The organism is Methylobacterium sp. XJLW, assembly GCF_003254375.1.
In the GTDB taxonomy this organism is placed as follows: domain Bacteria; phylum Pseudomonadota; class Alphaproteobacteria; order Rhizobiales; family Beijerinckiaceae; genus Methylobacterium; species Methylobacterium fujisawaense.
In genome coordinates this window covers 1859692-1883125 of record NZ_CP016429.1, presented here as the reverse complement: position 1 = coordinate 1883125, position 23434 = coordinate 1859692, and the positions used below count along the sequence as shown (strand labels likewise).

Sequence of the window (23434 nt, the reverse complement as noted above, 5' to 3'; positions counted from 1 at the left end):
AGACCGCGCCCCTCACCGTGTCGCCCTACGCCGAGAGGTGCAGCGGGCGCTCGACGCGTGCCGTGGGGGCGGGGCCGGCGCGTCCGGCAGATCGTGAGCGCCGGAACCGTCGGGGCGGCTGCCCTGCGCGAGGCCTGCGCGGGTCAGGAGCCCGCGGAGTGGCCGAGGGTCGCTCCCGGCACCGGCGCAGACTCAGACGGCTGCAGATATTTGCACTATAGATTGCGGAAACACATTATAATAATACAGTAAAATTCAATAAAAGTAAATATTGATATAATGATCATTGATTGTTTTCAAAGACAAAATACGAAGCGTCGCAGCTTCGTCATCATATAAAATTATTGCTGCGCCTTAGGCGGGGGAATTTTATCTTGGGACAGCGCAAGGTCCGCATCGGTGTTGCCGCTCTGGCGGCGCTGTCCGCCGAGTCCTGGATCCTGCCGGCAGGCGCGGCCGACTACTCGATCTCGGGCGGGAACACGTACACCGACACCGAGACATTGGCGGGCACGGATCGACTCTCGATCGAACCCGGCGGCAAGCTCTCCGTCAACAAGAAGGCGGCGATCAACTGGAACGATGCGTCCAGCGATCTGCAAATCTCCAATGCCGGCACGATCGAATCGACCAAGGCCGGCGGCCGGGCGATCGACGCGACGGGCAGTGACAATACCCGCACTCTGACGCTGGAGAACAAGACGAGCGCGCGTATCAAATCCGACAGCGACGCGTTCCGGATCAACGTCAACCCGACCGGCGGCACCGTGACGGTGAACAACGCTGGAACGATACAGTCATCGACGAAGCGGGCGCTGGATTTCGAGGCCGCCGCCAGCGGCGCCGCCACGGTTACGATCGACAACGCCGCCACCGGGATGATCACGTCCGGCGGCGACGACGCGATCCGGCCGGGCCAGGGTGCGACGGTCAACAATTCCGGCACGATCCGGACGAATGGTCAGGCCGCCGACAAGGCCGACGGCATCGATTTCAAGGCCGCTACCGCCGGGACGGTGAACAACAACGACAGCGGCACGATCTCCGGCGCCCGCCACGGCGTCACCCTGAGCGGCAGCAACGGCGCCGGCTCCGTGACGGTGAACAACGCGGCGAACGCCACCATCACCGGCCGCAACGGCTCGGGTGTCGGCTCCGACGCCGGCGGGACGGTCACGAATTACGGCACGATCGAAGGGGCCTATTCCGGCAACGGCACGCAGGACGGCGACGGCGACGGCGTCGACATCGATTTTGCCGGCACGATCGGGAATCACGGGACCATCAAGGGGACCGGGGCGGGCGGCTACGACAAGAACGGCCGGGCCAACAACAGCGAGGGCATCTCGCTGGGCGGCGGCACCATCACCAATTCCGGCACGATCTCGGGCGCCGCCTACGGCATCGTGGTCAACAACGATTCGAACCCCGACAACAGCCGCTCCGGCGCCGCCGCGACCACGATCACCAACGACGTCGGCGGTACGATCGAGGGCAAGGGCGGCTACGCGATCCGCCTGGAGAACAAGACCGGCACCGCGGCCGACGCCGACACGATCGTCAACAAGGGCACGATCATCGGCAACGGCACGATCCCGGATCCGAGCGGGGTGGTCCTCCTGAAGGACGGCCGCGTGGACGGCGGCTCGGTCGGGACCCTCGACGGCGTCCGCTACACCGGCACCGGCGCGGCCCGCTTCATCCGCGGCGACGGCGCGGCGATCCAGATGGGCGAGGGCGACGACGTCCTGACCAATTACGGCACGATCACCGGCAACAGCGGCCGGGCGATCAGCCTGGAGGGCGGCAACGACATCCTCAACCTCTTCACCGGCTCGACCATCACCGGCTCGACCATTACCGGCCGGATCGACGGCGGGACCGGCACCGACACGCTCAACCTGGACAAGGCCGCCACGGGGCCCGGCACCGGCACGCTGGCGAACGTCGTGAATTTCGAGGTGCTGAACGTCAAGGGCGGCGCCTGGGCACTCACGGACGACCACACCTACGCGCGCGGCGCGACGGTCGCGGCGGGGGCCACGCTCACGATCGGCAATGGCGCCACCGCCGGATCGCTCACGGCCGACATCGCCAATACCGGGGCCCTGGTCTTCGACCGATCGGACGCCGCGTCCTACGCGGGCACGATCTTCGGAAGCGGCAGCCTGACCAAGGTGAACACCGGCACGCTGACCCTGTCGGGCATCCACACCTACACGGGGGCGACCACGATCTCGGGCGGCACCCTCGCCCTGTCGGGAGCCGGCGCGGTCACCGTCTCCAGCGGGGTGGCGCTCGCCACCGGCGCCGCCCTCGACATCTCTGGCCTAACCGGCGCCGGCACCGCGATCACGGCCCTCACCGACACCGCCCCCGGCCAGGCCGGCACTGTCGCCCTCGGGGCCAAGACCCTGGCGATCACCAACGCCAACGGCAGCTTCGGCGGCACCATCTCGGGCAGCGGCGGCCTCACGCTGGCGGGCGGCACCCAGACGTTGACCGGCGCCAACACCTACACGGGCGCCACGACGATCCTGGGTGGGACCCTGCGGGCGGGGGCGGCCGGCTCCTTCGCGCCGGCCTCGGCGGTCACGGTCGCGGGCGGGGCCAATTTGGACCTTGCCAATTTCAGCCAGACCATCGGCTCCCTCGCCGGAGCCGGAACCGTCGCCCTTGGCTCGGGAACGCTGCACGCCGGCGGCGACAATGCCTCGACCGCCTTCTCCGGGGCAATCGTTGGGACCGGGGACCTGTTCAAGGAGGGCACCGGCCTGCTGACGCTGGCGGGCGTCAACACGTACACCGGCCTCACCTTCGTGTACGGCGGTACGCTGGCGCTGGTCGGATCCGGTTCGATCGCCGCGTCGAGCCAGATGGCGATCGCCGCCGGGGCGACCCTCGACATCTCGGGCATCGCCGGCACCGGAACCTCCATAGCCACCCTGACCCAGCAAAGCACCCTGGGTGATGGCAGGGTGGAGCTGGGCGACAAGACCCTGACGCTGAGCCGGGCCCGCGGCGCCTTCGACGGCGTGATCCAGGGGACCGGCGGCCTGATTCTGGGCGGCGGAACGCAGACCTTCCTGACCGCGAACACCTACACGGGCGCCACGACGATCGCGGGCGGCACGCTGGCCCTGGCGGCCACGGGGTCGATCGCGGCGTCGCGCGGCGTGGCGCTGGCCACGGGCGGGACCTTCGACATCTCCGGCGTCTCGGGTGCCGGCACCGCGATCGCCGGCCTGTCCGACACGGCTCCCGGCCAGGCCGGCGCCGTCACCCTGGGCGCCAGGATCCTGACGCTGTCCAACGCCAGCGGCCGCTTCGGCGGCACGATCGCCGGCGCCGGCGGCCTGACCCTGGGGGGCGGCACCCAGAGGCTCATCGGCGCCAACACCTACACGGGGACCACCACGGTCTCGGCCGGCACCCTCGTCATCGAGAACGGCGCGGCTCTGGGCGCTGCGGACGGCACGGCGGCGACCGGCACCACCGTCGCCTCGGGGGCGACCCTGGCGCTGCAGGGCGGGATCGCGGTGGGCGACGAGCCGCTGTCCCTCGCGGGCTCCGGGATCGGCCGTGGGGGCGCCCTGCGCAGCGTTTCGGGTGACAACATCTATGCCGGGGCGATCACGCTGAACCGGACCAGCACGATCACCGTCGCGGCGGACACGCTGACGTTGTCCGGCACCATCGCGGGCGCCGCCGGCGCCAATCCCTCTCTGTGCCTCAGCGGGCCGGGCAGCGGCTTCCTCACGGGCAACATCACGGGGGGCCTCGCCGCCCTGATCGTGTCCGGCGGCGGCACGTGGACGCTGACCGGACGGAATACCCCCGGCGGCGGGCTGAGCGTCGAGGGCGCCACGCGCCTCCGGCTCGAAGGCGGCGGCACGCTGACGACGGCCGGCGGCGGGATCGATTTCGGCGCCGCCGCCACGGTGAGCGGTGCGGGCTCCCGCCTCACGCCCCAAAACACCTTCACGGTCGGCCAGTTCGGCGCAGGCGCGCTGACCGTGGCGCAAGGCGGAGGCGTCTCATTCGGCGCAAGGGGAACCGGCACGGTGACGCTCGCCAGGAGCAACGGCTCGAGCGGCACGCTCACCATCGGCGCAAGAGCGGGTCAGGCGGCGGTCGCCGCCGGCACCGTGCAGGCCAGTGAGGTGCATTTCGGTGCCGGCACCGGCGCCCTGGTGTTCAACCATACCGGCAACCCGGACGGCACGGCCGTCACCTTCGCGACGACGATCACCGGCCGGGGCCGCGTCGATCACCTCGCCGGCATTACGATCCTGATCGGCGCCAACACCTACACGGGCACCACGACCCTCTCCGGCGGAACGCTCAGCGTCGCAAACGCCCATGCGCTCGGCTCCTCGGCGACCACCGTTTCGGCTGGCGCCACCCTCGACGTCAACGGCGTGACCCTCGGCAATGCCCTGACGCTCGCCGGCTCCGGAGCCGGCTGGGTCGGCGCGCTCACCGGTACCAGCACGGCCGGTGTTTCCGGCGCGATCACGCTGGCAGGCAACATCGCGCTCGGCGGCACCGGCAACCTGACCGTCTCGGGCAGCATCGGAGATGGCGGCAACCGCTCCAGCCTGACCAAGATCGGCACCGGCACCGCGATCTTCACTGCCGCCAACACCTATGGCGGCGGCACCACGGTTGCGGCCGGTACCCTCGCCCTCGGCGGTGCCGGCACTCTCGGCAGCGCCCTGGCCACCACCACGATCACGGGCGCCACCAGCGTGCTCGACCTCGGCGGCACCCGCCAGACCCAGGCCGCCGTCAGCCTCGGCCAGGGCGCGACCCTGCAGAACGGCGCGCTCACCGCCCCGGTCACCGCTGCGGGCGGAACAGTCGCGCGCATCTCCGGCCCCGCCACGCTCACCACAACCGACGGCACCACCGTCTCGACGGCCAACACCTACACGGGTGCCACCACGATCGGCGACGGATCGGTCCTGAAGGCGGGCGGCGTGGGCGGCTTTGCGGCGGCCTCCCCCCATACCCTGGCAGGCACCGGCACCCTCGACCTCGCGGGCGCCGCCAACACCGTCGGCGCCCTGGTCAGCGCCTCGCCGGCGACGGTTGTGACCAGCAGCGCGGGCGGCCCGGCCGTCCTGACGGTGGCCGGCCTGAGCGCCGGCAGCTTCGCCGGCACGATCCGGGACGGCGTCGGTCCGCTCGGCCTGACCCTGGCGGGCGACACCCTCACGCTCACCGGCGCCAACACCTACACGGGCGTCACCACGATCGGCCGCGGAGCCACCCTGCGGCTCGGCGACGGCGGCACCGCCGGCGCGATCGTGGCGACCGCCGGGGTCGTCAACGACGGCGCCCTGGTGTTCGACCGGACCGACGCCGTGAGCTTTGCCCCCGCGATCTCCGGATCGGGCAGCCTCACGCAGGCGGGAGGCGGCACCACCGTGCTCACCGGCCGCAACACCAATACGGGCGCCACGACGATCCGTGGCGGCACCCTGCAGATCGACGGCGTGCTCGCCGCCTCGGAGGTGACGGTGAAGAGCGGCGGCACGCTGGCCGGCTCGGGCAAGATCGGCGACCCGCTGATCGAGGCCGGCGGTCGGCTGGCGCCGGGCAGCGCCACGGCGATCGGCACCCTGTCGATCACCGGCCCGCTGACCTTCGCGCCGGGCTCGTTCTACACGGTCAAGGTGACGCCCACCGCCAACGACCGCACCGCGGTGACCGGCCCGGTCACGATCCAGGGCGGCACCGTGCAGGTGCTGGCGGGCGCCGGCACCTACACGCCGGCCCTGCGCTACACGCTGCTCACCGCCTCCGGCGGCGTCACCGGCCAGTTCAGCAGCCTGCAGACAACGAGCAATCTCGCCTTCCTGACGCCGTCGCTGGCCTACGACGGCCACAGCGTGTCGCTGGGCTTCGCTCAGACGGCGCCGCTCACCAGCGTGGCCACCACGCTCAACCAGGGCAACCTCGCCCAGGCCCTGAACGGCGCCGGGCCGACCGTGACCACAACGGCCACCACCGGCAGCGCGCCCGCCACCGCGGCGACGAGCGTGCCGGCCTCTGGCACGGTCACGACCACGGTGAGCACCGCGGGTAGCACCACCACGGTGGTGGCAAGCCCGGCCGCACAGGTGGTGACCGCCGTGCTCAACCAGACGGCGCCCGGCGCGGTGCGGGCGCTCAACAGCCTGTCGGGCGAGATCCATGCCTCGGCAGTGACCGCGCGGGCGCAGGCCGCCCTCGCCGTGCAGGGGGCGCTGCTCGAGCACCTGCGCTTCGGCGCCGGCCCGGCCAGCGGCCTCGGCCTGACCGGCACCATCGGCCAGCGCCTCGCGCCCGGCACGACCCTGCCGGCCGGCTCCGCCGCCTTCGCCACGGACGAGCCCGCCGCCGGTGTGGTGACGGTCCAGCCGCTGACGCCGGGCTACGGCCTCTGGGGTCAAGCCTTCGGGGCGTTCGGCGCCACCGAGGGCACGCGCAACGTGGCGCGGCTCAGCCGGGAGACCGGCGGCTTCGTACTCAGCGGCGAGACCGGCCCGGGCGTGCTCGGGGACGGGATGGGCGACTGGCGCGCGGGCGTCGCGGCCGGCTACGGCTTCACGCAGTTCGACGTGCGTGCCCGCCAGTCCTCCGGGCAGATCGAGAGTGGCTTCGGCGCCGCCTACGCCAGCGGCGCGCTCGGCGCCGTACGGGTGCGGCTCGGGGTTATGTACGGCAGCGACGCACTCGACACCCACCGGACGGTGTTGTTTCCGGGCTTTTCGCAGGCGATCACGGGCCGGGCCGGGGGCACGACGCTGCAGAGCTTCAGCGAAGTCGGCTACCGGATGGGCGGAGCGGCGCGCTCCGTCGAGCCGTTCGTGGGCGTCGCGATGCTGCGGCTGCACCAGGACGGCTTGACCGAAACGGGCGGTTCGGCGGCGCTGGCGGTGTTCGGCCGGAGCTACGGGGTGGAGACAGTCACGGCGGGAGCGCAGGCGCAGGCGATTGTGGCGGACCTGTTCGGAGGCGCAGGTCCGCTCGTGGCGCGGGGCCTGATCGGCTACCGGCGGGCATTCGGGACTGTGGCGCCGGCAGCGCTGCTGGCGTTCCGGGGTGGGGGCACAGCGTTCCGCACGGGGGGTGGGCCGCTGGCCGAGGACGCGGCGGTGGTGTCGGCTGGGCTGGACTGGGAAATAGCGCCGGGCGCGCGGCTGGGCTTGGCCTATGACGGCCAGATCGGGCGGCGGGCGCAGGACCATGCCGTCAAGGGCAGCCTCTCCTACCGCTGGTGAGCCGGCTGGGCCCGGGCTGCGCCTGTGGGCGACCTGTCGAGGGCCGACGGGACGTAAGAGCACGCGGCACCGCGCGCGCTGTCACAACTCCGTACCGACACACCAAAACGCGTTCCCGCACAGCCGTCACCCCAAGCCGACATTGTCCTATCCGACTGCATCTTCGAAAGACGACCGTTTTCCCGACCTTTGGGCGAGCCCTCGTCGAGCCGCTGGAGACGCATCCGTGTGCGTCGGAGTAACGCGTCGGGTTTTCCATGTTCAGAGAATCGCGCCTACCGGACCTTCCCGACCTGCGCGCCGGGGATGCTCCCACCGCCACCCAGGACCGGATCGTCAACGGATGAGGGCCCTTACCGGGCCACCTCAAGAGCAGCCTGCCGGAACTCGCTCGGCGTCATGCCGTGATGCGCTTTGAAGCGGCGGGAGAAGTGGGCCTGGCTGGAGAAGCCGCAGCTATACGCGACTGTGCCGATCGGCAGATGGCCATGCTCGATATTGCTCAGCTGGTGCCCGGCCCTCAGAAGACGGCGCTCCCAGATGTAGTCGGACACGTGCCTGCCACGTTCATGAAACATCTCCTGTAGCCGGCGCAGCGAGACGCCGACAGCCGCGGCGAGTTCAGGAGGTCCGAAGTCGGGGTCACCCAGATTAGCCTCGACATAGGTCTTGGCGCGCTGGACCGTGACTGTTTCATGCAAGGGGCGAGACACCTCCTGTGCCAAGCGCTCGGCGATGCTGGCCGCGATCAGGTCGATGCCGATGGCCGACATGCGGTCTGCCACGGCCGGGGTGAGGCTATCACTGACACGCATCAGCTCAGTGAGGAAGCCTGTCGCCAAGGCGGTGCTGCCGAGGTCTGCACCGATGGTCAGCCCGCTGTAGAGCCGAGCTGGACCGAGGACAGACTCGAGCCGCTCGCGGGGGATGTGGAGGGTGAGCATCTGGCTGCCCGAGCTGTATTCCTGCGCCGCCGGACGACAGTCGAGCACCATGAGATCGCCGGGCCGTTGCACCGAGGTCCTGTCGGATTGACCGGTCTTTGCAATTCCTGCCTGCCGGAAGAATATTCCGACAGCATTCTCCTGGCCATGATTCCTGACCAGGTCGGGCGTCGCCTCAGCGCGTAAAGCGCCATGGGAGGTGCGTATCGCTTCGATCGAGCCGACGGTAGCAACTTCTATCTTGGCATCGAATGGATCGTCGGTCAGGCGCTTCTGCTCGGCCGGCACGCGCATGTCAGACATGGCATCGCGCCAGCTTCTAAATCTGTCGCGAGGATGAAATTTCTCCGTTGAAAATAGTGTCCGCATGTATTTTTGTCTATATTTAAATATACCATCACTAGTAATGCATGAATTCTCGACGAACTCTGATGCAATGTGGCTTATGGTATGGAAATGGCGTAATGTCAAAATCTAACAAATCTCAGCCAAAAACAAATCTAAGAGTGAGTTATCGGCAAATATACCTTTTCTATGATCGCTGAGGTTGTGAGGCGGTCGGTCAATAGTTTTATAAACTAAAGACTTTTATTAAGCGCTAAAAGTGATCTCCATTAAACGTGAACTGTTAGAAGATACGATCTAATTGTGCGATAGACGCTGAGTTGACCAGTATTATTGACCAGGCTGATTGAGAGGCTGCTGCAGGGCCGGGGCCATGGGAAGCCGGAAGGCCAGATCCGGGACGGTGACAGGCGCAGGTGGTCGGTAGCCCGAGGACGAATGCGGCCGGACGCGGTTGTCGGTATCCCGCCACCGCCTGCCGGCGTCGTTCGCAATCCGCACTCTTCATAGAATATACTGTTGGCCGCAATAATTTATTCACGGTCGCAAAATCAAATTCCAATTACCCCAATGCGCAACAAGTTTTGGAAATTTTTTACTTGGTCAATGCGGGTTGTCGGAAGGATTGCCGTGAAACCCGCGCCTGACCCAATTTATGACGGGCGCCAGAAATTCATCGGTTTGCGTTATGGGTATCAAAAACAAAGGGGACAGCAGAACAGCGGTTACCCAGGCCGGGGCGGACTGGTTCACGACATACACCAGCAGTACTGAAGCGGCAGCAGCGGACACGACGAGCCAAATTCTTATAAAACCTTTGATCATACGCATTGAACAGACTCCTTGGCGCGCGCAGGATTTTCGATTGTCCTGCTGAAGATAGAGGGTCACAAAAATATCTGGTCGAACGGGCGTAGGGCGGAGGGCTCGTATGGATTCCAAAAACTTACATCCCACCGCATGCCCGCCATCCACTAGCGGTTATGGCATCAACTCATAAATTGATTTTGACCGACTTAAAGTGACAGATCACACGCTCGGGCTATGATTAATTTTTATCTTCTTCATTCGATAAACAATAGCTCTTTTAGAGATTCGACGGCGAGATGGGGTGTCTCGTAATTTCAGTCTTAGATGCGCATCTATGCAATAGACCTGCTCTTCATTGGCGCGCCGAGCATGATATTTATAGATATATCTGATCACATCCTACATCGCGAGGATGATAAAATAGTTTGAGATCCCCGATAAGCCTTAAATCGTTCGTCCCGTCGCAAGGCCGCATCGAACAATCGCGGTCATTCCGGGATTGACCTGCCTTGAAGGAGCGCTGGCGCTGCGGGGCGCCTGCGCGGGCCGTTTCGCGCTTGAAGGACCCGGACATTCTGTAGACCGACCCACCGCGTCGTCTCATATCGGCGCCGGACCGTGTCCATAAAACGAGGGCTCCTCCGACGCGTGCCAGACAGGCAGGCTGGATCACCCCAATCCGGCCCCCATGCTGTCGGGGGATCGTGTCGGCTCGTCAGACCTCGGAAAAGCGGTCTCGCTTACGATCGATCGGGCAGGGGCATGTCCAATCCAGCGCGATGCGCTCCTGGTGCCGAGCGCACGACTGTCGACCCCTGCTGCCACAGCTCGAATGTCTGCGTCCTCGACCGTCCGCGCGGTAGCAGACCGCCACGAGACCACTCCTTTTAGACAGTCGCACGGCCAGGCGGATCGCGCTCACACGCACGGGCGCCGACGGCAGCCCTGGTGCCGGCCGCCCCTGCGCGCAGAGCGAAGCACGCCCACAGCACCACGCCCGAGGCCGCCTGCGACGCCGGCCTGCTTCGTTCCGCGCGCAAGAACCGGAATGCTGCAACGGATCCCGTTCCGCCGGCTTGGTGAGGGGAGGGGCACGCCCGGCCCGACCCGAGAGACGCGCCGCATGGACGACACCGCCTTCAAGCCCTCCCGGCGCCACGCCGAGCTCGGGCCCGCCTTCTTCGATCCGGTCACCCCGGCCCGTTTCCCGCAGACGATCCTGCGCTACCGCAATCAGGCCTGGGCGGAGCGGGTGGGCCTCGGCGGCCTTTCGGAGGCGGCGTGGATCGCCCATTTCGGCCGGTTCGAGCCGCTGCCCGGCAGCTTCGAGACGCCCCTGGCCCTGCGCTACCACGGCCATCAGTTCCGCTCCTACAATCCGGAGCTCGGCGACGGCCGCGGCTTCCTGTTCGCGCAGCTGCACGACCTCGAGGACGGGCGGCTGCTCGACCTCGGCACCAAGGGCAGCGGCACCACGCCCTGGTCCCGCGGCGCCGATGGACGGCTCACCCTCAAGGGCGGCGTGCGCGAGGTGCTGGCCACCGCGCTCCTGGAGGCACAGGGCGTCTACACCTCGAAGAGCTTCAGCCTGATCGAGACCGGCGAGGACCTCATGCGCGGCGACGAGCCCTCGCCGGCCCGCTCCTCCGTGCTGGTGCGCCTCTCGCACGGGCATATCCGGATCGGCAGCTTCCAGCGCGTCCTGGCGCTCGGCGAACCGGACAACGTCGCCCGGCTCCTCGACCACACGATCGAGACCCACAGGCCGGATCTCTGGCGGGCCGGCCTGGAGGATCGCGGCGTCGCCTTCCTGGAGGATGTGGTGGTCAAAGTCGCCCGGATGGGCGCGCAATGGGCGGCGGCCGGCTTCGTCCATGGCGTGCTCAACAGCGACAACATCAACGTCACCGGCGAAAGTTTCGATTACGGGCCCTGGCGCTTCCTGCCGCATTTCGACCGGGACTTCACCGCGGCCTATTTCGACGAGACCGGGCTCTACAGCTTCGGCCGTCAGCCCGAGGCCCTGTTCTGGAATCTCGCCCGGCTCGCCGACTGCCTGCTGACGCTGGCCCCCCAGGCGCGCCTCGAAGCCGCCCTCTCCGGCTTCGGCCCGGCCCTGCAGGCGGCCTTCGCCGAAGCCCTGTTCCGCCGCCTCGGCCTCGCCGCGGCGCCGCAGCCGGAGACCGACCGGCTGGTCTCGGCGGTCTGGCGGTTCCTCGCCGAGACGCGGGCGCCCTTCGAGCGGTTCTTCTTCGACTGGTACGGGGGGCTCGCGAGCGCCGGGCGGGCGGAGGCGGGACCGGCCGCCGCGCAGTACCGGTCCGAGGCCTTCACGGCCGTGCGGGCCGCGCTGGAACCGCTGGCGCCCGCACCGGGCGCGCGGCTCGACCATCCTTACTTCGCGGAGGCGCCCTGCACGCTCCTGATCGACGAGGTGGAGGCGTTGTGGGCGCCGATCGCCGCGGCGGATGACTGGTCCCTGTTCGCGGCGAAGCTCGCCGGGGTGGCCCGGATGGCCGAGGCCTGCGGAACGGCGCCCGCCTCGGCCTGAGCGGCCTCTTCCTCGGCGAGCCGCCGGCGCTCCTCGGCGTAGCCCCCCGCGATGGCGAGATCGACCAGGCGCCGGGTCAGCCGGAAGGCCAGCCAGAACAGAGCGAGGCAGAGCAGGGTCGCTGCGGCGGCTTTGAGCGGATCCAAGGGCCTCCTCCGGTTATGCCTCCTGACGCGTGAGGACTGATAGAGCCGTAGGCGGCCCGGGCGCAATTGGACTTGGCGCCGAGACAGGCGTCCGGTCCTTCCTCGAAGCTGCAGGTTCGCCGGCTCTCTCCGAACGCGCACCATCCCGGAGTGGGACCGGCGTGTGGGGATCTTCCCGTACCTGTACTGGAAATCCGCCAGCGCGGCGCTCCGTCCGGCGGCCTTCGCGGATCTGGACCGTGTGACCCTTCTCGATCTCTCAGGCCGACCAGCGGGTCAGGCCGAGACAGGGACAAAATCGCTTCCTTATGTCCAACACGAGGGGCGATCTGAGATACGGATGGAATTAATCGAACGGCAATTTATAATAATATATGCAATACATCTCGCTTTAATAATATTATCGCGATGCTTTTGTTTTATTGTCGCAATGCGTTCGCTTTATTTAAGCGGTATCTATCGTCATTGACCGCGCGCAAATTATGGCTAATGGAAATTGACCGTGTAGGAACTGTATTGGCCGTTCGGCCTTCGCCCTGAAACACGAATGCAACCGTTCTTCTCGACCGATGAAGTTCATCCCAAGGCCGCGTTCCGGCGTTGGCGGGAGATGGTTTGTGAACGCTTGGTACCCGTCGCGTTGCAGACCGATGACGCCGGCCACTTCCGTGGCAAGCTCGAGGTCACCGATATCGGCGGGGTGCCGATCTCGCACTTCGCCCACACGAGCCTGCGGACGGAAGCGACAGCCGACATGGTCCGGCGGAACGGTCGGCACAGTCGCGTCTATGCCATTCTGAGGCTTTCCGGGAACGCCAGCTACCAACAAGGCGACCAGGAGGCGAAGACCCGGCCCGGCGATCTCGTCGTCCTCAATGCGCGTCCGGCCGTCTGCATGACGGAGCCGAGCAGTTCGCTGGTGCTCGATCTGCCGCGCGAGCGCCTGGAAACCGTTCTGGGGCCGTCCCGGCTGTTCAGTGCCCTCACAGTCGGCGCGGATCTCGCCTCCGCGACCCTGGCGAGCACCTATTTCCGAGATCTTGTCCGGCTGGGTGACCGGCTCGCCCCCGACGCGGCCGCGCGCATGGCGTCGATCGGGATCGACCTGATCGTGGCGAGCCTCGCGGAGCGTCTCGCGCAGAATGTGCCGCGCTCCACCCACGGCACCGTCACGGTCCAGCGCGCCATGGCCTATATCGAGGCGAACCTGAGCGATCAGACCCTCGACCCGCCACAGCTCGCCGCCGCGGTCGGCGTGTCGCTGCGCCGCCTTCAGGAATTGTTCCACGAGCGTGGCCGGCACATCTCAGACTACATCTGGGAGCGCCGCCTGGAGCTCGCGGCCAAGCGCCTGACCGATCCCGCCTGCGCCCACCTGCCGATCGGCATGCTGGCTTACGGAAGCGGCTTCGCCAGCCAGGCCCACTTCGCCCGACGCTTCAAGGAGCGGCATGGCCTGACGCCGACGGAGTTCCGGCTGGCATCCCGGCAGAACACGCCCGATGCGCGGCCCAGGGGGCGGCCGGCGCGCATTCCGGGGCTGGATTGACCGCGAGGGCGCCGGCGCGTCCCTGGGTCGCGTTCCGAAACGTCGGCAGACCGTGTTGACCGAGGGCGGTCGGCGACCCCGGCGCCGGAAGCCGGATCGTGCTATGGCCGCCCGCGACCGGACTACGCGATCCGGCAACCGGATGCCCCTCGATCAGGCGGATGCCCTTGCGCGAGACCTTCCACATCGAAGTCCTCGGACCGGAACCGGACGAGATCCAGACGCGGATCTCCGTGCGGGTCGGCAGCCTGGAGAGCGCGCAGGAGCGGGCTCTGCGCCTGTTCGCCCGCGCCCGGGTGCCGCAGCGGTCGGGGGAGCCGGCCGAGGCCGTCCGGGTGATCGACGGTGCCGGCCGCGAGGTGTTCTATCGCACGCGCTTCGACGCGGGGGATTGAGGCGCGAGGAGTCCGTCGATGCGCACAGCCCTGATCCTGCCGCTCCTGCTCCTCGCCGCCTGCGCGCTGTTCCTGCGCAGCTACACCCTGCCGCCGGCCCCCGACCGCCGGGGCGGCACCACGCTCCTGCTGACCTGGCCGAACCGCCCGGCCTTCGGCAGCCCCCGGGCCGATTGCCTCGCCGGGCCCGCGGACGGGCCGGTCCTGCCCTGCCTGATCGCCTCCGTCGCCCGGGCGCGCGACGATGGGTACACGCTGCTGCAGCTGCCGTTCTGCGCGGCCTGCTACGACCTGTCCGGGCGGATCGCCGTCATGGGCGGCGACGCGGCGGCGACGCGGGCACGGCTGGTGCAGATCGCCCGCTTCGGATGGTGACACGCGCCCGGGCGACGCGCTCCCGGGCGCGCTCCAGGGTCCGGGCGACCGGGAACAGGGGATCGCGCCCCCCCTCGACCAGGAGATGGGCGATCGGCCGGCGCTCCGTCCAGAAGGTGGTGCCGAGGGCGAAGCCCGGCGGCGCGCAGGAATCGATCCGGTCGATCGGCCAGTCGCCCGCGGCCAGGGCCTCGGTCAGCCGGTGGACGAGCTGGACGCCCGGCGCGGTCTCCGGTCGGGTCTCGTCGTTGGCGATTTTCAGCACCCAGGCCTCCCGGCCGGTGACCGGCAGGATCAGGGAGGCCAGAAGTTGCTCCCCCCGGCGCAGGCGGGCGATGCGCACGCCATCCGCCGCGCCGAGATCGGCCAGGGCGGCGCGCAGGAAGGCGATCTCCGCCGGCCGCTGCGCCAGGCTCGTCCCGGCCTGCCCCTTCCAGCCGGCGGTCTCGAGGGCGACGTGGGCGTCCAGGGCCGGGCCGAGGGCATCGGGCGCGGCGAGGATCTCGAAGGTCACGGGCCCCGCCGCCTCCAGGCGCGCGCGGGCGCGGCGCAGCTTGCGGCGGCGCTGACCGGAGAGGTGCCCGAGATAGCCGCTCCGCGCCTCCGGCCCGAACCCGGTCAGATCGAGCAGGCCGCGGTCATGCGGCCAGTAGGCGGCCCGGCGTCCGCCCTGCGCGGTGAGGAGGTCCGGCAGGGGGCCGTCGGCGGGGGCGTTCGGCAGGAGGAGCCGCGGCGGCAGGCCGAGCACGCCCGGCGCGGCGAGCAGCCCCGCGAGGGCGGCCTGTGGATCGGCGCCGTCGAGGAGCGGCGCGCCGAACGGGGCGTAGCCGTGGGTCCAGCCCATGAGCAGCGGCAGCGGCAGGCCCCAGCGCCGCCGCGACAGCCGGAACGGCCAGACGGCGACGAGCCGGGCCCCCGGCGCCTCCGGCGGCCGGTCGGCGACGAGGAGGAGCCGGACGCCCGCCCCGAAGGCGTCGCGGGCAGCCAGGGCGTAGCCGGCCTCGTAGAACGGGTTTCGGATGAGCGACGCCGCGCCCAGCGCCCGCCAGGCCGGGATCCAGGGGGCTCGGGGATCGAGGGGCCGGACCGCCGCCACGAACCCCCCCGGTAGCGCGGCGATGTCTGCCATGGCGGGACCGTCAGGCCGCGAGCCGGTGGCGGATCGCGCCGGCGAAGCCGAGCACGTCGTAGCGCCATGCCGTCATGCCGGCGGCGACGGCGAGCAGGACCAGGCGCAGGGCCTGCCCCGGCGGCATCAGCCCGCCCGGGACCAGGGCGATGCCGGCATTCACCGCGCCGCAGGCGAGCGCGATCCCGGCGATCCCCGCCATGTCGGCGAGGGGCAGCGGCATCGTCGTGCCGGCCCGGCGGGCGCCGAGCACCAGCACGAGGCAGGCCGCGCTCTGGCCGCCCGCGAAGGCGAGGGCCGCCCCGGCGGCACCGAACCGCGGGATCAGCAGGAGCGACAGGGCGGCGACCGCGGCGAGGGTCGCGAAGGCGGCGGCGGCCTCCAGGCCGCTGGAGCGGGTGAAGTAGATCACCTGCCCGAAATAATAGGCGCGGAACATCATCAGGATGGAGGCCAGGATCAGGACCGGCGCGAGCTCCCGCGCCTCCGCCCGGTAGGCGGGCCCGAGCAGCACCGCCACGACCAGATCGTCGAAGCACAGGAAGAACACCGCCCCGAAGGCGGCGACCAGCGTCATGGCCCGGGCGGCGTCGCGCAGCACCCCGGAGGCCGCCGCCATCCCGCCCGCCCGCGCCTCGCGCTTGGCGATGGAGATCAGCGACAGGGCGATCGCCTCGCCGAACACGATGAAACTCTGCTTCAGGAAGTCGGCCAGCGCCCCGTAGGCGCCGAGCCCCGCTGGCCCCACCGTCTTGGCGATGATCAGCCGGTCGAGGCTCTGGGCGAGCGCCGCCGTCCCGAAGGACAGGACCAGCGGCCAGCCATAGGCGAAGAGCCGCAGGGCCTCGGCCCGGCTGCCGCGGCCGGGCATCATCGGCGCGATCGTGGCGGCGGCGGGGAGCGAGGCCAGGACGTTGGCGGCCGCCACCGCGAAGGCGAGATGCAGCGGATCCTGCGAGAGATGCAGCGCGAGGCTGCCGAGGGCGAGGATCAGGACGGCCCGGCTCATCACCGAGGCTGCCACCGCCCCGGCCCGGAGGCGCGTCCGGGCGATCTCGGTGGAGCCCTCGAACAGGGTGCTCCCGAAGGCGAGCGCCAGGATCGCGGCCGCCATCCGCGCCGACATCAGCCCGAGGCCGGCGGCCAGCGCGCTCCCGAGCCCCGCGAGCAGCAGCGTGCCGCCCAGGATCCGCACCACGGTGCCGACCTGCGCGGGCTCGCGCGCCTCGTCGTAGAGGGCGAAGAACGCGAATTTCGGCCACTGGCAGGTCGCCCCGTAGAGCACCAGCGACCAGGACAGGACGTAGAGGTAGGTGCCGTAGCTCTCCACCGGCGCGAGCCGCGTGAACACCGCCACGGAGGCCATGTTCAGGGCTGCCGCGAAGCCCCGGGAGCCGACATAGATCAGGCTGTGTCGGGCGATCATGTCCTAGAACCGGTCACACGCACCACGACCTCGCACCACGCTGGGACAGACCGGCTTCGTGGCGGGACGTAACGCAGGGACGGCGGACATGACAGCCCGGGCCGTGCAGGCGGCGTGCCGCCGGCCCCGGCCCTCAGCCCGCGCCCCGCTTCCGGATCAGCGACGCGCCGGTCATCTCGGCCGGCTGGTCGAGCCCCATCAGGTCGAGGAGGGTGGGCGCCACATCCGCCAGGCGGCCGTCGGCCAGGGACACGCCGTCGACGCCGATGAGCAGGGCCGGCACCGGGTTGAGGGTGTGGGCGGTGTGGGGCTCCCCGGTCTCGGGATCGCGCATCATCTCGCAATTGCCATGGTCGGCGGTCACCAGCAGCGCCCCGCCCTGCGCCGTCACCGCCTCGACCACGCGGCCGAGGCAGGTGTCGACGGTCTCTACCGCCTTCACGGCGGCCGCGAGACTGCCGGTATGGCCGACCATGTCGGGATTGGCGAAGTTCAGGATGATGAGGTCGTAGCGCCCGGAGCCGATCGCCTCCACGGCGCGATCGGTGAGTTCCGGCGCCGACATCTCCGGCTGCAGGTCGTAGGTTGCGACCTTGGGCGAGGGCACGAGGACCGCGTCCTGCCCCGCGAACGGGTCCTCGCGGCCGCCGTTCATGAAGTAGGTGACGTGCGGGTACTTCTCGGTCTCGGCCATGCGCAACTGCGTGCGGCCGGCCCGGGCCACGGTCTCGCCGAGGCCGTTGGGCAGGTCGAGAGGGCCGAACAGGGTCTCGGCGAAGGCGTCGATCTCGACGCTGTACTGGACGATCCCCAGCGCGGCGGCGAACCGGACCGTCCGCGTGCGTTCGAATCCCGCGAAGGCCGGGTCGAGGAGCGCCTCCAGGATCTGCCGGGTCCGGTCGGCGCGGAAGTTGAAGCACAGCAGGCCGTCGCCGTCCCGCATGCCGGCATAGTCGCCGATGATCGCGGGCCGCATGAACTCGTCCGACACGTCCTGCGCGTAGGACGCGGCGACCGCCTGCCCGGCCCGCTCGAACCGGGTCCCGCGCGCCTCCGTGAGGGCGTCGTAGGCCGTCTGGACCCGCTCCCAGCGCCGGTCGCGGTCCATCCCGAAATAGCGGCCGCACAGGGTGGCGATGCGCGCGCCCTTGGGCAGGGTGGCCGCCACATCGGCGATGCAGGTGGCCGCGGAGCGGGGCGGCATGTCGCGCCCGTCGGTGAAGCCATGGAGACGGACCGGGATCCCCGCCGCGACCAGCAACCGCGCCAGCGCCACGGCGTGGTCCTGATGGGCGTGGACGCCGCCGGGCGAGAGCAGGCCGACGAGGTGGCAGGTGCCCCCCGATGCGCAAAGGGTCTCGATGAACCGGATCAGCGCCGGATTTTGGGCGAGCGAACCGTCGGCGACGGCGGAGTCGATCCGCGGCAGGTCCTGCAGGACCACGCGGCCCGCCCCGATATTGAGATGCCCAACCTCGGAATTGCCCATCTGCCCCGCGGGGAGGCCGACATCGGCGCCGAAGGTTTTCAGCTGCGCCCGGGGATGCGCCTGCATCAGCGCGTCGAAGACCGGGGTCTTGGCTTGGTGGACGGCGTTGTCGGCCACCGCGTCCCGCAGACCCCAGCCGTCGAGGATCACGAGCATCACGGGACGCGGCGTACTGTCGGGCACGGTCACAACTCTCCTGCGCTGCCGCACGCGGGGCGCGGCCGGTCTCCGGGCCCTGCGCGGCCGGATCGTTGCGCGTGTCGATAATCGCCTTGGCCCCGTGAGGCCACCGCCCCAATGGGCGAATGGGCGACGGATGCGAGAGAGCGTCGGGCTTCTGACATGGCAGGGCCGCGCCCAGCCCATCGCCAGGCGCGGCACCGGCCCGGCGTCAACCGGTCAGTTGACGCGCGCCGCGTCGGATCCCGGCGGGACGCCGAGCCCGGGCCGCTTGCGGCGCAGGGCGGCCCGGAGGACGGTCCGCCAGTAGCCCGGATGGGACAGGAACCCCGCCGCCCAGCACAGATGCATGGCCACCGCCGCCGGTCCGCTCAGGAGCAGGACGGGGTCCCGCGCCTTGAGGGCCAGGGCGAGGCCGCACAGGCCGCAGGCTCCGGCGTAGAGCAGCAGCGGGATCAGCAGGGCGGGCATCAGGGCCGCCAGGGGCAGGGCCGCGACGGCGTAGAGCAGAACCAGGGCCGGCAGCATCTGGCGGGCGCGCGGCAGGCTGGCGTGCTTCTCGAGGGTCCGCGCGCAGCCGCGACCGTACTGACGGTATTGCCGCGCGAGGCTGCCGAAGCGCGCGCGGGGAAAATACGTGATCGCGAGGTCGGCGGCGAGGTAGATCCGCCCGCCCGCCGCGCAGAGCCGCCGGTCGAGCTCGGCATCCTCGTTGTGGGTGAAGGTCTCGTCGTAGCCGCCCACCCGCAGGAACGCCCGCCGGTCGAAGGCCGCGTGGTGGCCGTGGGCGACGTAGCCCGAGATGCCGCCCTGCCGGTGGGCCGAGCCGCCGTTGCCGAGGCGGCTGTTCTGCGCCGCCGCGATGGCCCGCTGCAGCGGCGTGACCCCGACGGTCCGGAGCGGCACGACCACCGAGACGGCTTCCCGCAGCTGCATCGTGCCGACGAGGTTCTGCACGAACCCCTCCGGATAGACGGCGTGGCAATCGGCGCGGACCAGGTAGGCGGAGGCGGGATGCGCCAGCCGTGCCGCGAGGTTGAGGGCCGCCGCCTGGATCCGGCGCTCGTTGTGGACGAGCCGGATCCGCGGATCCCCGGCGCTCAGGGCGGAGACGATCGCGCAGGTGCCATCGCGGCTGCCGCCATCCAACACCAGCAATTCGCAGGCGACCGCATCCCGGTCGGGCAGAACGGACGCGATGGCCTCGGCGATGTGGCCGGCCTCGTCGAGGGCCGGCATGGCGATCGTCACGAGCGGAGCACCGGCGGCGCGCGCGGGGGTTCTCGTGGGTGATCTCATGGGGGCTCTCCCGACACCGGGCCCCGGTGGTCGGCGGATCCGGGCCGGCCGTTCCGGAGGGAAGCGGACGCCGACGGTCCCGCATCCGAGGGCTCATCTGCCGTGATTGGCCGCGATTACGGGCATTGATCACAACCACCACTTCGGTTGGCCGCACCGATACGACGAAAGGTGTAATTCTGACCGCCCCACCGCAATGATAGCCCGTTCCGGCGGGACAGCCGGACGGCTCGACAGTCGATTCGAACCGGATCCCGCGAGCTCGATCACGGGCTCGAAGCGTCATGCGGGACCCCCTCGAATGATGAAATCTTTGGATGCGCTTGCCCTCGGCCCGTCGGAATGCGGGCTGACCGAACAGCGGGGCGATCCGTCGACGCTGCGGGTCACCGAGATTGCGCCCGACGACCGGATCATCGCCTTCGACGCCGTGGGCCTCTGGCAGTATCGCGGTCTCTTGCGCGTCCTGATCCTGCGGGACCTGAAGGTCCTCTATCGTCAGACCGCCCTCGGCGCCTGCTGGGCGATCGCACAGCCGCTCTTCACCGTCCTGATCTTCACCGTGATCTTCGGCCACTTCGCCAAGATCCCCACCGACGGCGCGCCCTACGCGCTGTTCGCGGGCAGCGCGGTCGTCCTGTGGACCTACTTCGCCGAAGCGGTCCGGCGCAGCGCCAACGGCCTCGTGGCGGAGGCCGAACTCATCCGCAAGATCTACTTCCCGCGGCTGGTCATCCCGCTCGCCACGGTGATCTCGCCGATGGTCGACTTCGCCATCGCGCTGGCCGTCATGCTGGCCCTGATGGTCTGGTACGGCGTGGTGCCGGACTGGCACCTCGTGCTGGCCGTCCCGACCCTGATCGTCACGGCGATGCTCGCCCTCGGCGTGAGTTTGTGGCTCGGCCCGATCAATGTCCGCTTCCGGGACGTCAAGCACACGCTGCCGTTCCTGATCCAGATCTGGATGTACGCCTCGCCGATCGTCTACGCGTCGAGCATCGTGCCCGCCTCGGTGCGCTGGCTCTACGCACTCAATCCCATGGTCGGCCTGATCGAGGCGTTCCGGTTCGCCGTCCTCGGCGGGACGCCGCCCGACGCCTTCGCGATCACGGTCTCGGTCACGGCAGCGTTCGTCCTGCTCGTCAGCGGACTGATCTTCTTCCAGCGCATGGAGCGCTCCTTCGCGGATGTAATCTGATGTCGATGGCAATCAGCGTACAAGATATCGGCAAGCAGTACTGGCGCGCGCCGCGGGCCGCGCACCAGAACTCCCTGCGCGACGCCCTCAGCGAGGGCGTCCGGGGCCTCTTGTCCCGCCGCTCCGAGGCGCGCCCGGCACGGGAATCCTTCTGGGCGCTCAGGGACGTCAGCTTCGGCATCAAGCACGGTGAGAATGTCGGCATCATCGGCCTGAACGGCGCCGGCAAGAGCACGCTCCTCAAGCTGCTCTCACGGATCGCCGCCCCCACCACCGGCCGCATCCGCCTCGAGGGTCGGGTCGGTGCCCTGCTCGAGGTCGGCACCGGCTTCCACAGAGAGCTGACCGGCCGGGAGAACATCTTCCTGTACGGCTCGATCCTGGGCATGGGCCGGCAGGAGATCGCCGACAAGTTCGACGCGATCGTCGCGTTCTCGGAGATCGGAGACTTCATCGACACGCCGGTCAAACGCTACTCGAGCGGCATGTATGTCCGGCTGGCCTTCTCGGTCGCGGCCCATCTCGAGCCCGACATCCTGCTCTTGGATGAAGTCCTGGCCGTCGGAGACTACGCCTTCCAGAGAAAATGCATGGACTTCGCCCATCGCCTGCAAGCGAGCGGCGCCACCATCCTGATCGTGTCGCACAACATGTTCAGCGTGAAGACGATGTGCAAGCGCGTGATCTACATCAAGAACGGGACGGTGGCCTATGACGGGCCCGTGGATGCGGGCCTCAAAATCTACGAGCAGGACAGCTACCTGTCCCATCCCTCGTGGTACAGACCCGAACAGTCGAGCCAGGACTTCCGGATCACCGGCGTCGAGATCTTCGACGCGGCCGGAGAGGGCAAGACGGTCTTCTCCCACGGCGAGCGGATGCGGATCCGCATGCGGTATGCGGCCGATCTGCCGATCCACGACGCGAACGTCTCCTGCTCCTTCACCCGCGCCGACGAGACCCATTGCTGCACGTTCAGCACGCTGCTCGACGCGGCACCGGTGCCGGTGATCGCCGGTACGGGGACGATCGAGCTGCTGACACCGCCGCTCCGGCTCACCGCGGACGATTACCGGGTGTCGATCTCCGTGCGCCGCAAGGGCTTCGACACGATCGCCGACGCCAAGATCGGCGCCCGGTTCCACGTTCAGCACCCGGATCTCGATCCGTACATCTTCGGCATCTTCCACGAAGAAGGTCACTGGACCTTCGGCAGGTAGACTTATCGGGAAGGCAAAGAACCATGAGCACGGTCGATGTCGTCGTCCCCTGCTACAATTACGGCCGCTACCTCCGCGCATGCGTCGACAGTATCCTGACGCAGCGCGATGTGGACGTCCGGATTCTCATCATCGACGACATGTCGAACGACTCATCCGAAGAGGTGGGACGGGCCCTGGCCCGGGAGGATGCCCGCGTCACCTATCGGCGCCACACGGTCAACCAGGGACACATCAAGACCTTCAACGAAGGAATCATCGACTGGGCCACGGCCGACTACACGCTGCTGCTTTCGGCCGACGACATGCTGACGCCCGGGGCGCTCGCCCGCGCGGCGCAGGCGCTGAACCGGCATCCCGAAGCGGGGCTCGTCTGCGGGATGGCGGTGTCCCAGGCCGGCGACGTGGAGCCGGTGGCCGTCGCCGACGCGTCGGACCCGGAATGCCGGCTCGTCCCGGGGCGCACGTTCATCAAGCGCTTCTGCGACTTCGGAAACCAGTTCGCATCCCCGGTCGTGATCGTCCGCACATCCGTCCAGCACCGTCTCGGCGGCTACAATCCGAAGATGCGGCACACCTCCGACATGGAGATGTGGATGCGCTTCGCGTGCCATGGGCCCGTGGTCATCCTGAATGCAAAGCAGGCCTATTACCGCTGGCATAATCAGAACATGAGTTCTCATTACTATGCACAGGCGATCAGCGATCGCCGTGAGCAGATGGAAACCTGCCGCGTCATCCTGCAGGAGCAGGGAGACAGGATCCCCGAGCTTCAGGGATGGGTGGCCGCGATGCAGCGGCGGATCGGACGCGAACTCCTGATCACGGCGAGCAACTCCTTCACCCTGCATCACGACGACGACTGGAAGGAGATCCTCGCAGCTGCAGCGGAGTTCGATCCGCACCTGCTCCTGCGGCGCGACTGGTGGAAGCTCGCCCTGAAGCGGGTGATCGGTCGTCCGGCGCTCCATACCTTCCGCAGGCAGCTGCACCGATCGAACGGAAGGTCGATCCGGGAGTGTCGTCTCGACTGGACGAACCATGGCGAGGTCACCGGCTGGTGGCCCGCCTGAACATCCTGTCGCGGACGGTGCCTTCTCGGCGCCG

General features: G+C 69.0%; 14 protein-coding genes and 1 pseudogene. 8 read left to right on the top strand and 7 right to left on the bottom strand.

Annotated elements, in window-relative coordinates:
- The first annotated feature begins 374 nt into the window (after positions 1-374).
- A complete protein-coding gene (locus A3862_RS08705; protein ID WP_111473520.1) occupies positions 375-7271 on the top strand; it encodes an autotransporter-associated beta strand repeat-containing protein in 6897 nt (2298 codons plus the stop codon).
- Positions 7272-7624: 353 nt separating this feature from the next.
- Here A3862_RS08705 and A3862_RS08700 read toward each other — a convergent pair whose 3' ends face one another.
- The 3 genes and pseudogenes from A3862_RS08700 to A3862_RS31040 all read right to left on the bottom strand — a co-directional run bounded on the left by A3862_RS08700 (position 7625) and on the right by A3862_RS31040 (position 9391).
- Complete coding sequence (locus A3862_RS08700) at positions 7625-8584, bottom strand: helix-turn-helix domain-containing protein (RefSeq protein ID WP_043759806.1); 960 nt, start codon at positions 8582-8584, stop codon at positions 7625-7627.
- A gap of 306 nt (positions 8585-8890) precedes the next feature.
- Positions 8891-9031: pseudogene (locus A3862_RS32010) on the bottom strand (IS3 family transposase); the annotation flags it as partial.
- A gap of 132 nt (positions 9032-9163) precedes the next feature.
- A complete protein-coding gene (locus tag A3862_RS31040) occupies positions 9164-9391 on the bottom strand; it encodes a hypothetical protein (RefSeq protein ID WP_124262959.1) in 228 nt (75 codons plus the stop codon).
- Between the two features lie 1102 nt (positions 9392-10493).
- Between A3862_RS31040 and A3862_RS08695 the strand changes: the two genes are divergently transcribed.
- The 4 genes from A3862_RS08695 to A3862_RS08680 all read left to right on the top strand — a co-directional run bounded on the left by A3862_RS08695 (position 10494) and on the right by A3862_RS08680 (position 14386).
- Entirely contained in the window at positions 10494-11921 is a 1428-nt protein-coding gene (locus A3862_RS08695; RefSeq protein WP_043759807.1) for a protein adenylyltransferase SelO, read from the top strand.
- Positions 11922-12614: 693 nt separating this feature from the next.
- Entirely contained in the window at positions 12615-13616 is a 1002-nt protein-coding gene (locus A3862_RS08690; protein WP_052083704.1) for a helix-turn-helix domain-containing protein, read from the top strand.
- A gap of 167 nt (positions 13617-13783) precedes the next feature.
- Positions 13784-14011: a hypothetical protein gene (locus A3862_RS08685; RefSeq protein WP_020091174.1), complete on the top strand. Its 228-nt coding sequence runs from the start codon at positions 13784-13786 to the stop codon at positions 14009-14011.
- Positions 14012-14029: 18 nt separating this feature from the next.
- Positions 14030-14386, top strand: coding sequence for a hypothetical protein (locus A3862_RS08680; RefSeq protein ID WP_043379198.1), 357 nt, complete (start codon positions 14030-14032; stop codon positions 14384-14386).
- Here the strand turns inward: A3862_RS08680 and A3862_RS08675 are convergent.
- From A3862_RS08675 to A3862_RS08660, 4 genes are all read right to left on the bottom strand, one after another.
- Positions 14322-15515 carry a GNAT family N-acetyltransferase gene (locus tag A3862_RS08675; protein ID WP_111473519.1) on the bottom strand — a complete coding sequence of 398 codons (1194 nt, stop codon included), beginning with the start codon at positions 15513-15515 and terminating at the stop codon, positions 14322-14324. The two genes, A3862_RS08680 and A3862_RS08675, sit on opposite strands and share 65 nt — an antisense overlap.
- A 10-nt stretch (positions 15516-15525) precedes the next feature.
- Positions 15526-16941 carry a lipopolysaccharide biosynthesis protein gene (locus A3862_RS08670; RefSeq protein ID WP_053609334.1) on the bottom strand — a complete coding sequence of 472 codons (1416 nt, stop codon included), beginning with the start codon at positions 16939-16941 and terminating at the stop codon, positions 15526-15528.
- A 133-nt stretch (positions 16942-17074) separates the two neighbouring features.
- Positions 17075-18586: a 2,3-bisphosphoglycerate-independent phosphoglycerate mutase gene (gene gpmI / locus A3862_RS08665; RefSeq protein WP_111474322.1), complete on the bottom strand. Its 1512-nt coding sequence runs from the start codon at positions 18584-18586 to the stop codon at positions 17075-17077.
- A 243-nt stretch (positions 18587-18829) separates the two neighbouring features.
- The gene (locus tag A3862_RS08660; RefSeq protein WP_111473518.1) at positions 18830-19909 is read right to left on the bottom strand and encodes a glycosyltransferase family 2 protein; all 1080 of its coding nucleotides are present in this window, start codon (positions 19907-19909) and stop codon (positions 18830-18832) included.
- Positions 19910-20210: 301 nt separating this feature from the next.
- Between A3862_RS08660 and A3862_RS08655 the strand changes: the two genes are divergently transcribed.
- The 3 genes from A3862_RS08655 to A3862_RS08645 are packed head-to-tail and all read left to right on the top strand — an operon-like array spanning position 20211 to position 23400.
- The gene (locus tag A3862_RS08655; RefSeq protein WP_043355138.1) at positions 20211-21107 is read left to right on the top strand and encodes an ABC transporter permease; all 897 of its coding nucleotides are present in this window, start codon (positions 20211-20213) and stop codon (positions 21105-21107) included.
- On the top strand, positions 21107-22327 hold the full coding sequence (locus A3862_RS08650; protein ID WP_043355139.1) for an ABC transporter ATP-binding protein: 1221 nt from the start codon (positions 21107-21109) through the stop codon (positions 22325-22327). Before A3862_RS08655 ends, A3862_RS08650 begins: the two co-directional genes overlap by 1 nt.
- A gap of 23 nt (positions 22328-22350) precedes the next feature.
- The gene (locus tag A3862_RS08645) at positions 22351-23400 is read left to right on the top strand and encodes a glycosyltransferase family 2 protein (protein WP_053609331.1); all 1050 of its coding nucleotides are present in this window, start codon (positions 22351-22353) and stop codon (positions 23398-23400) included.
- Positions 23401-23434 lie beyond the last annotated feature (34 nt).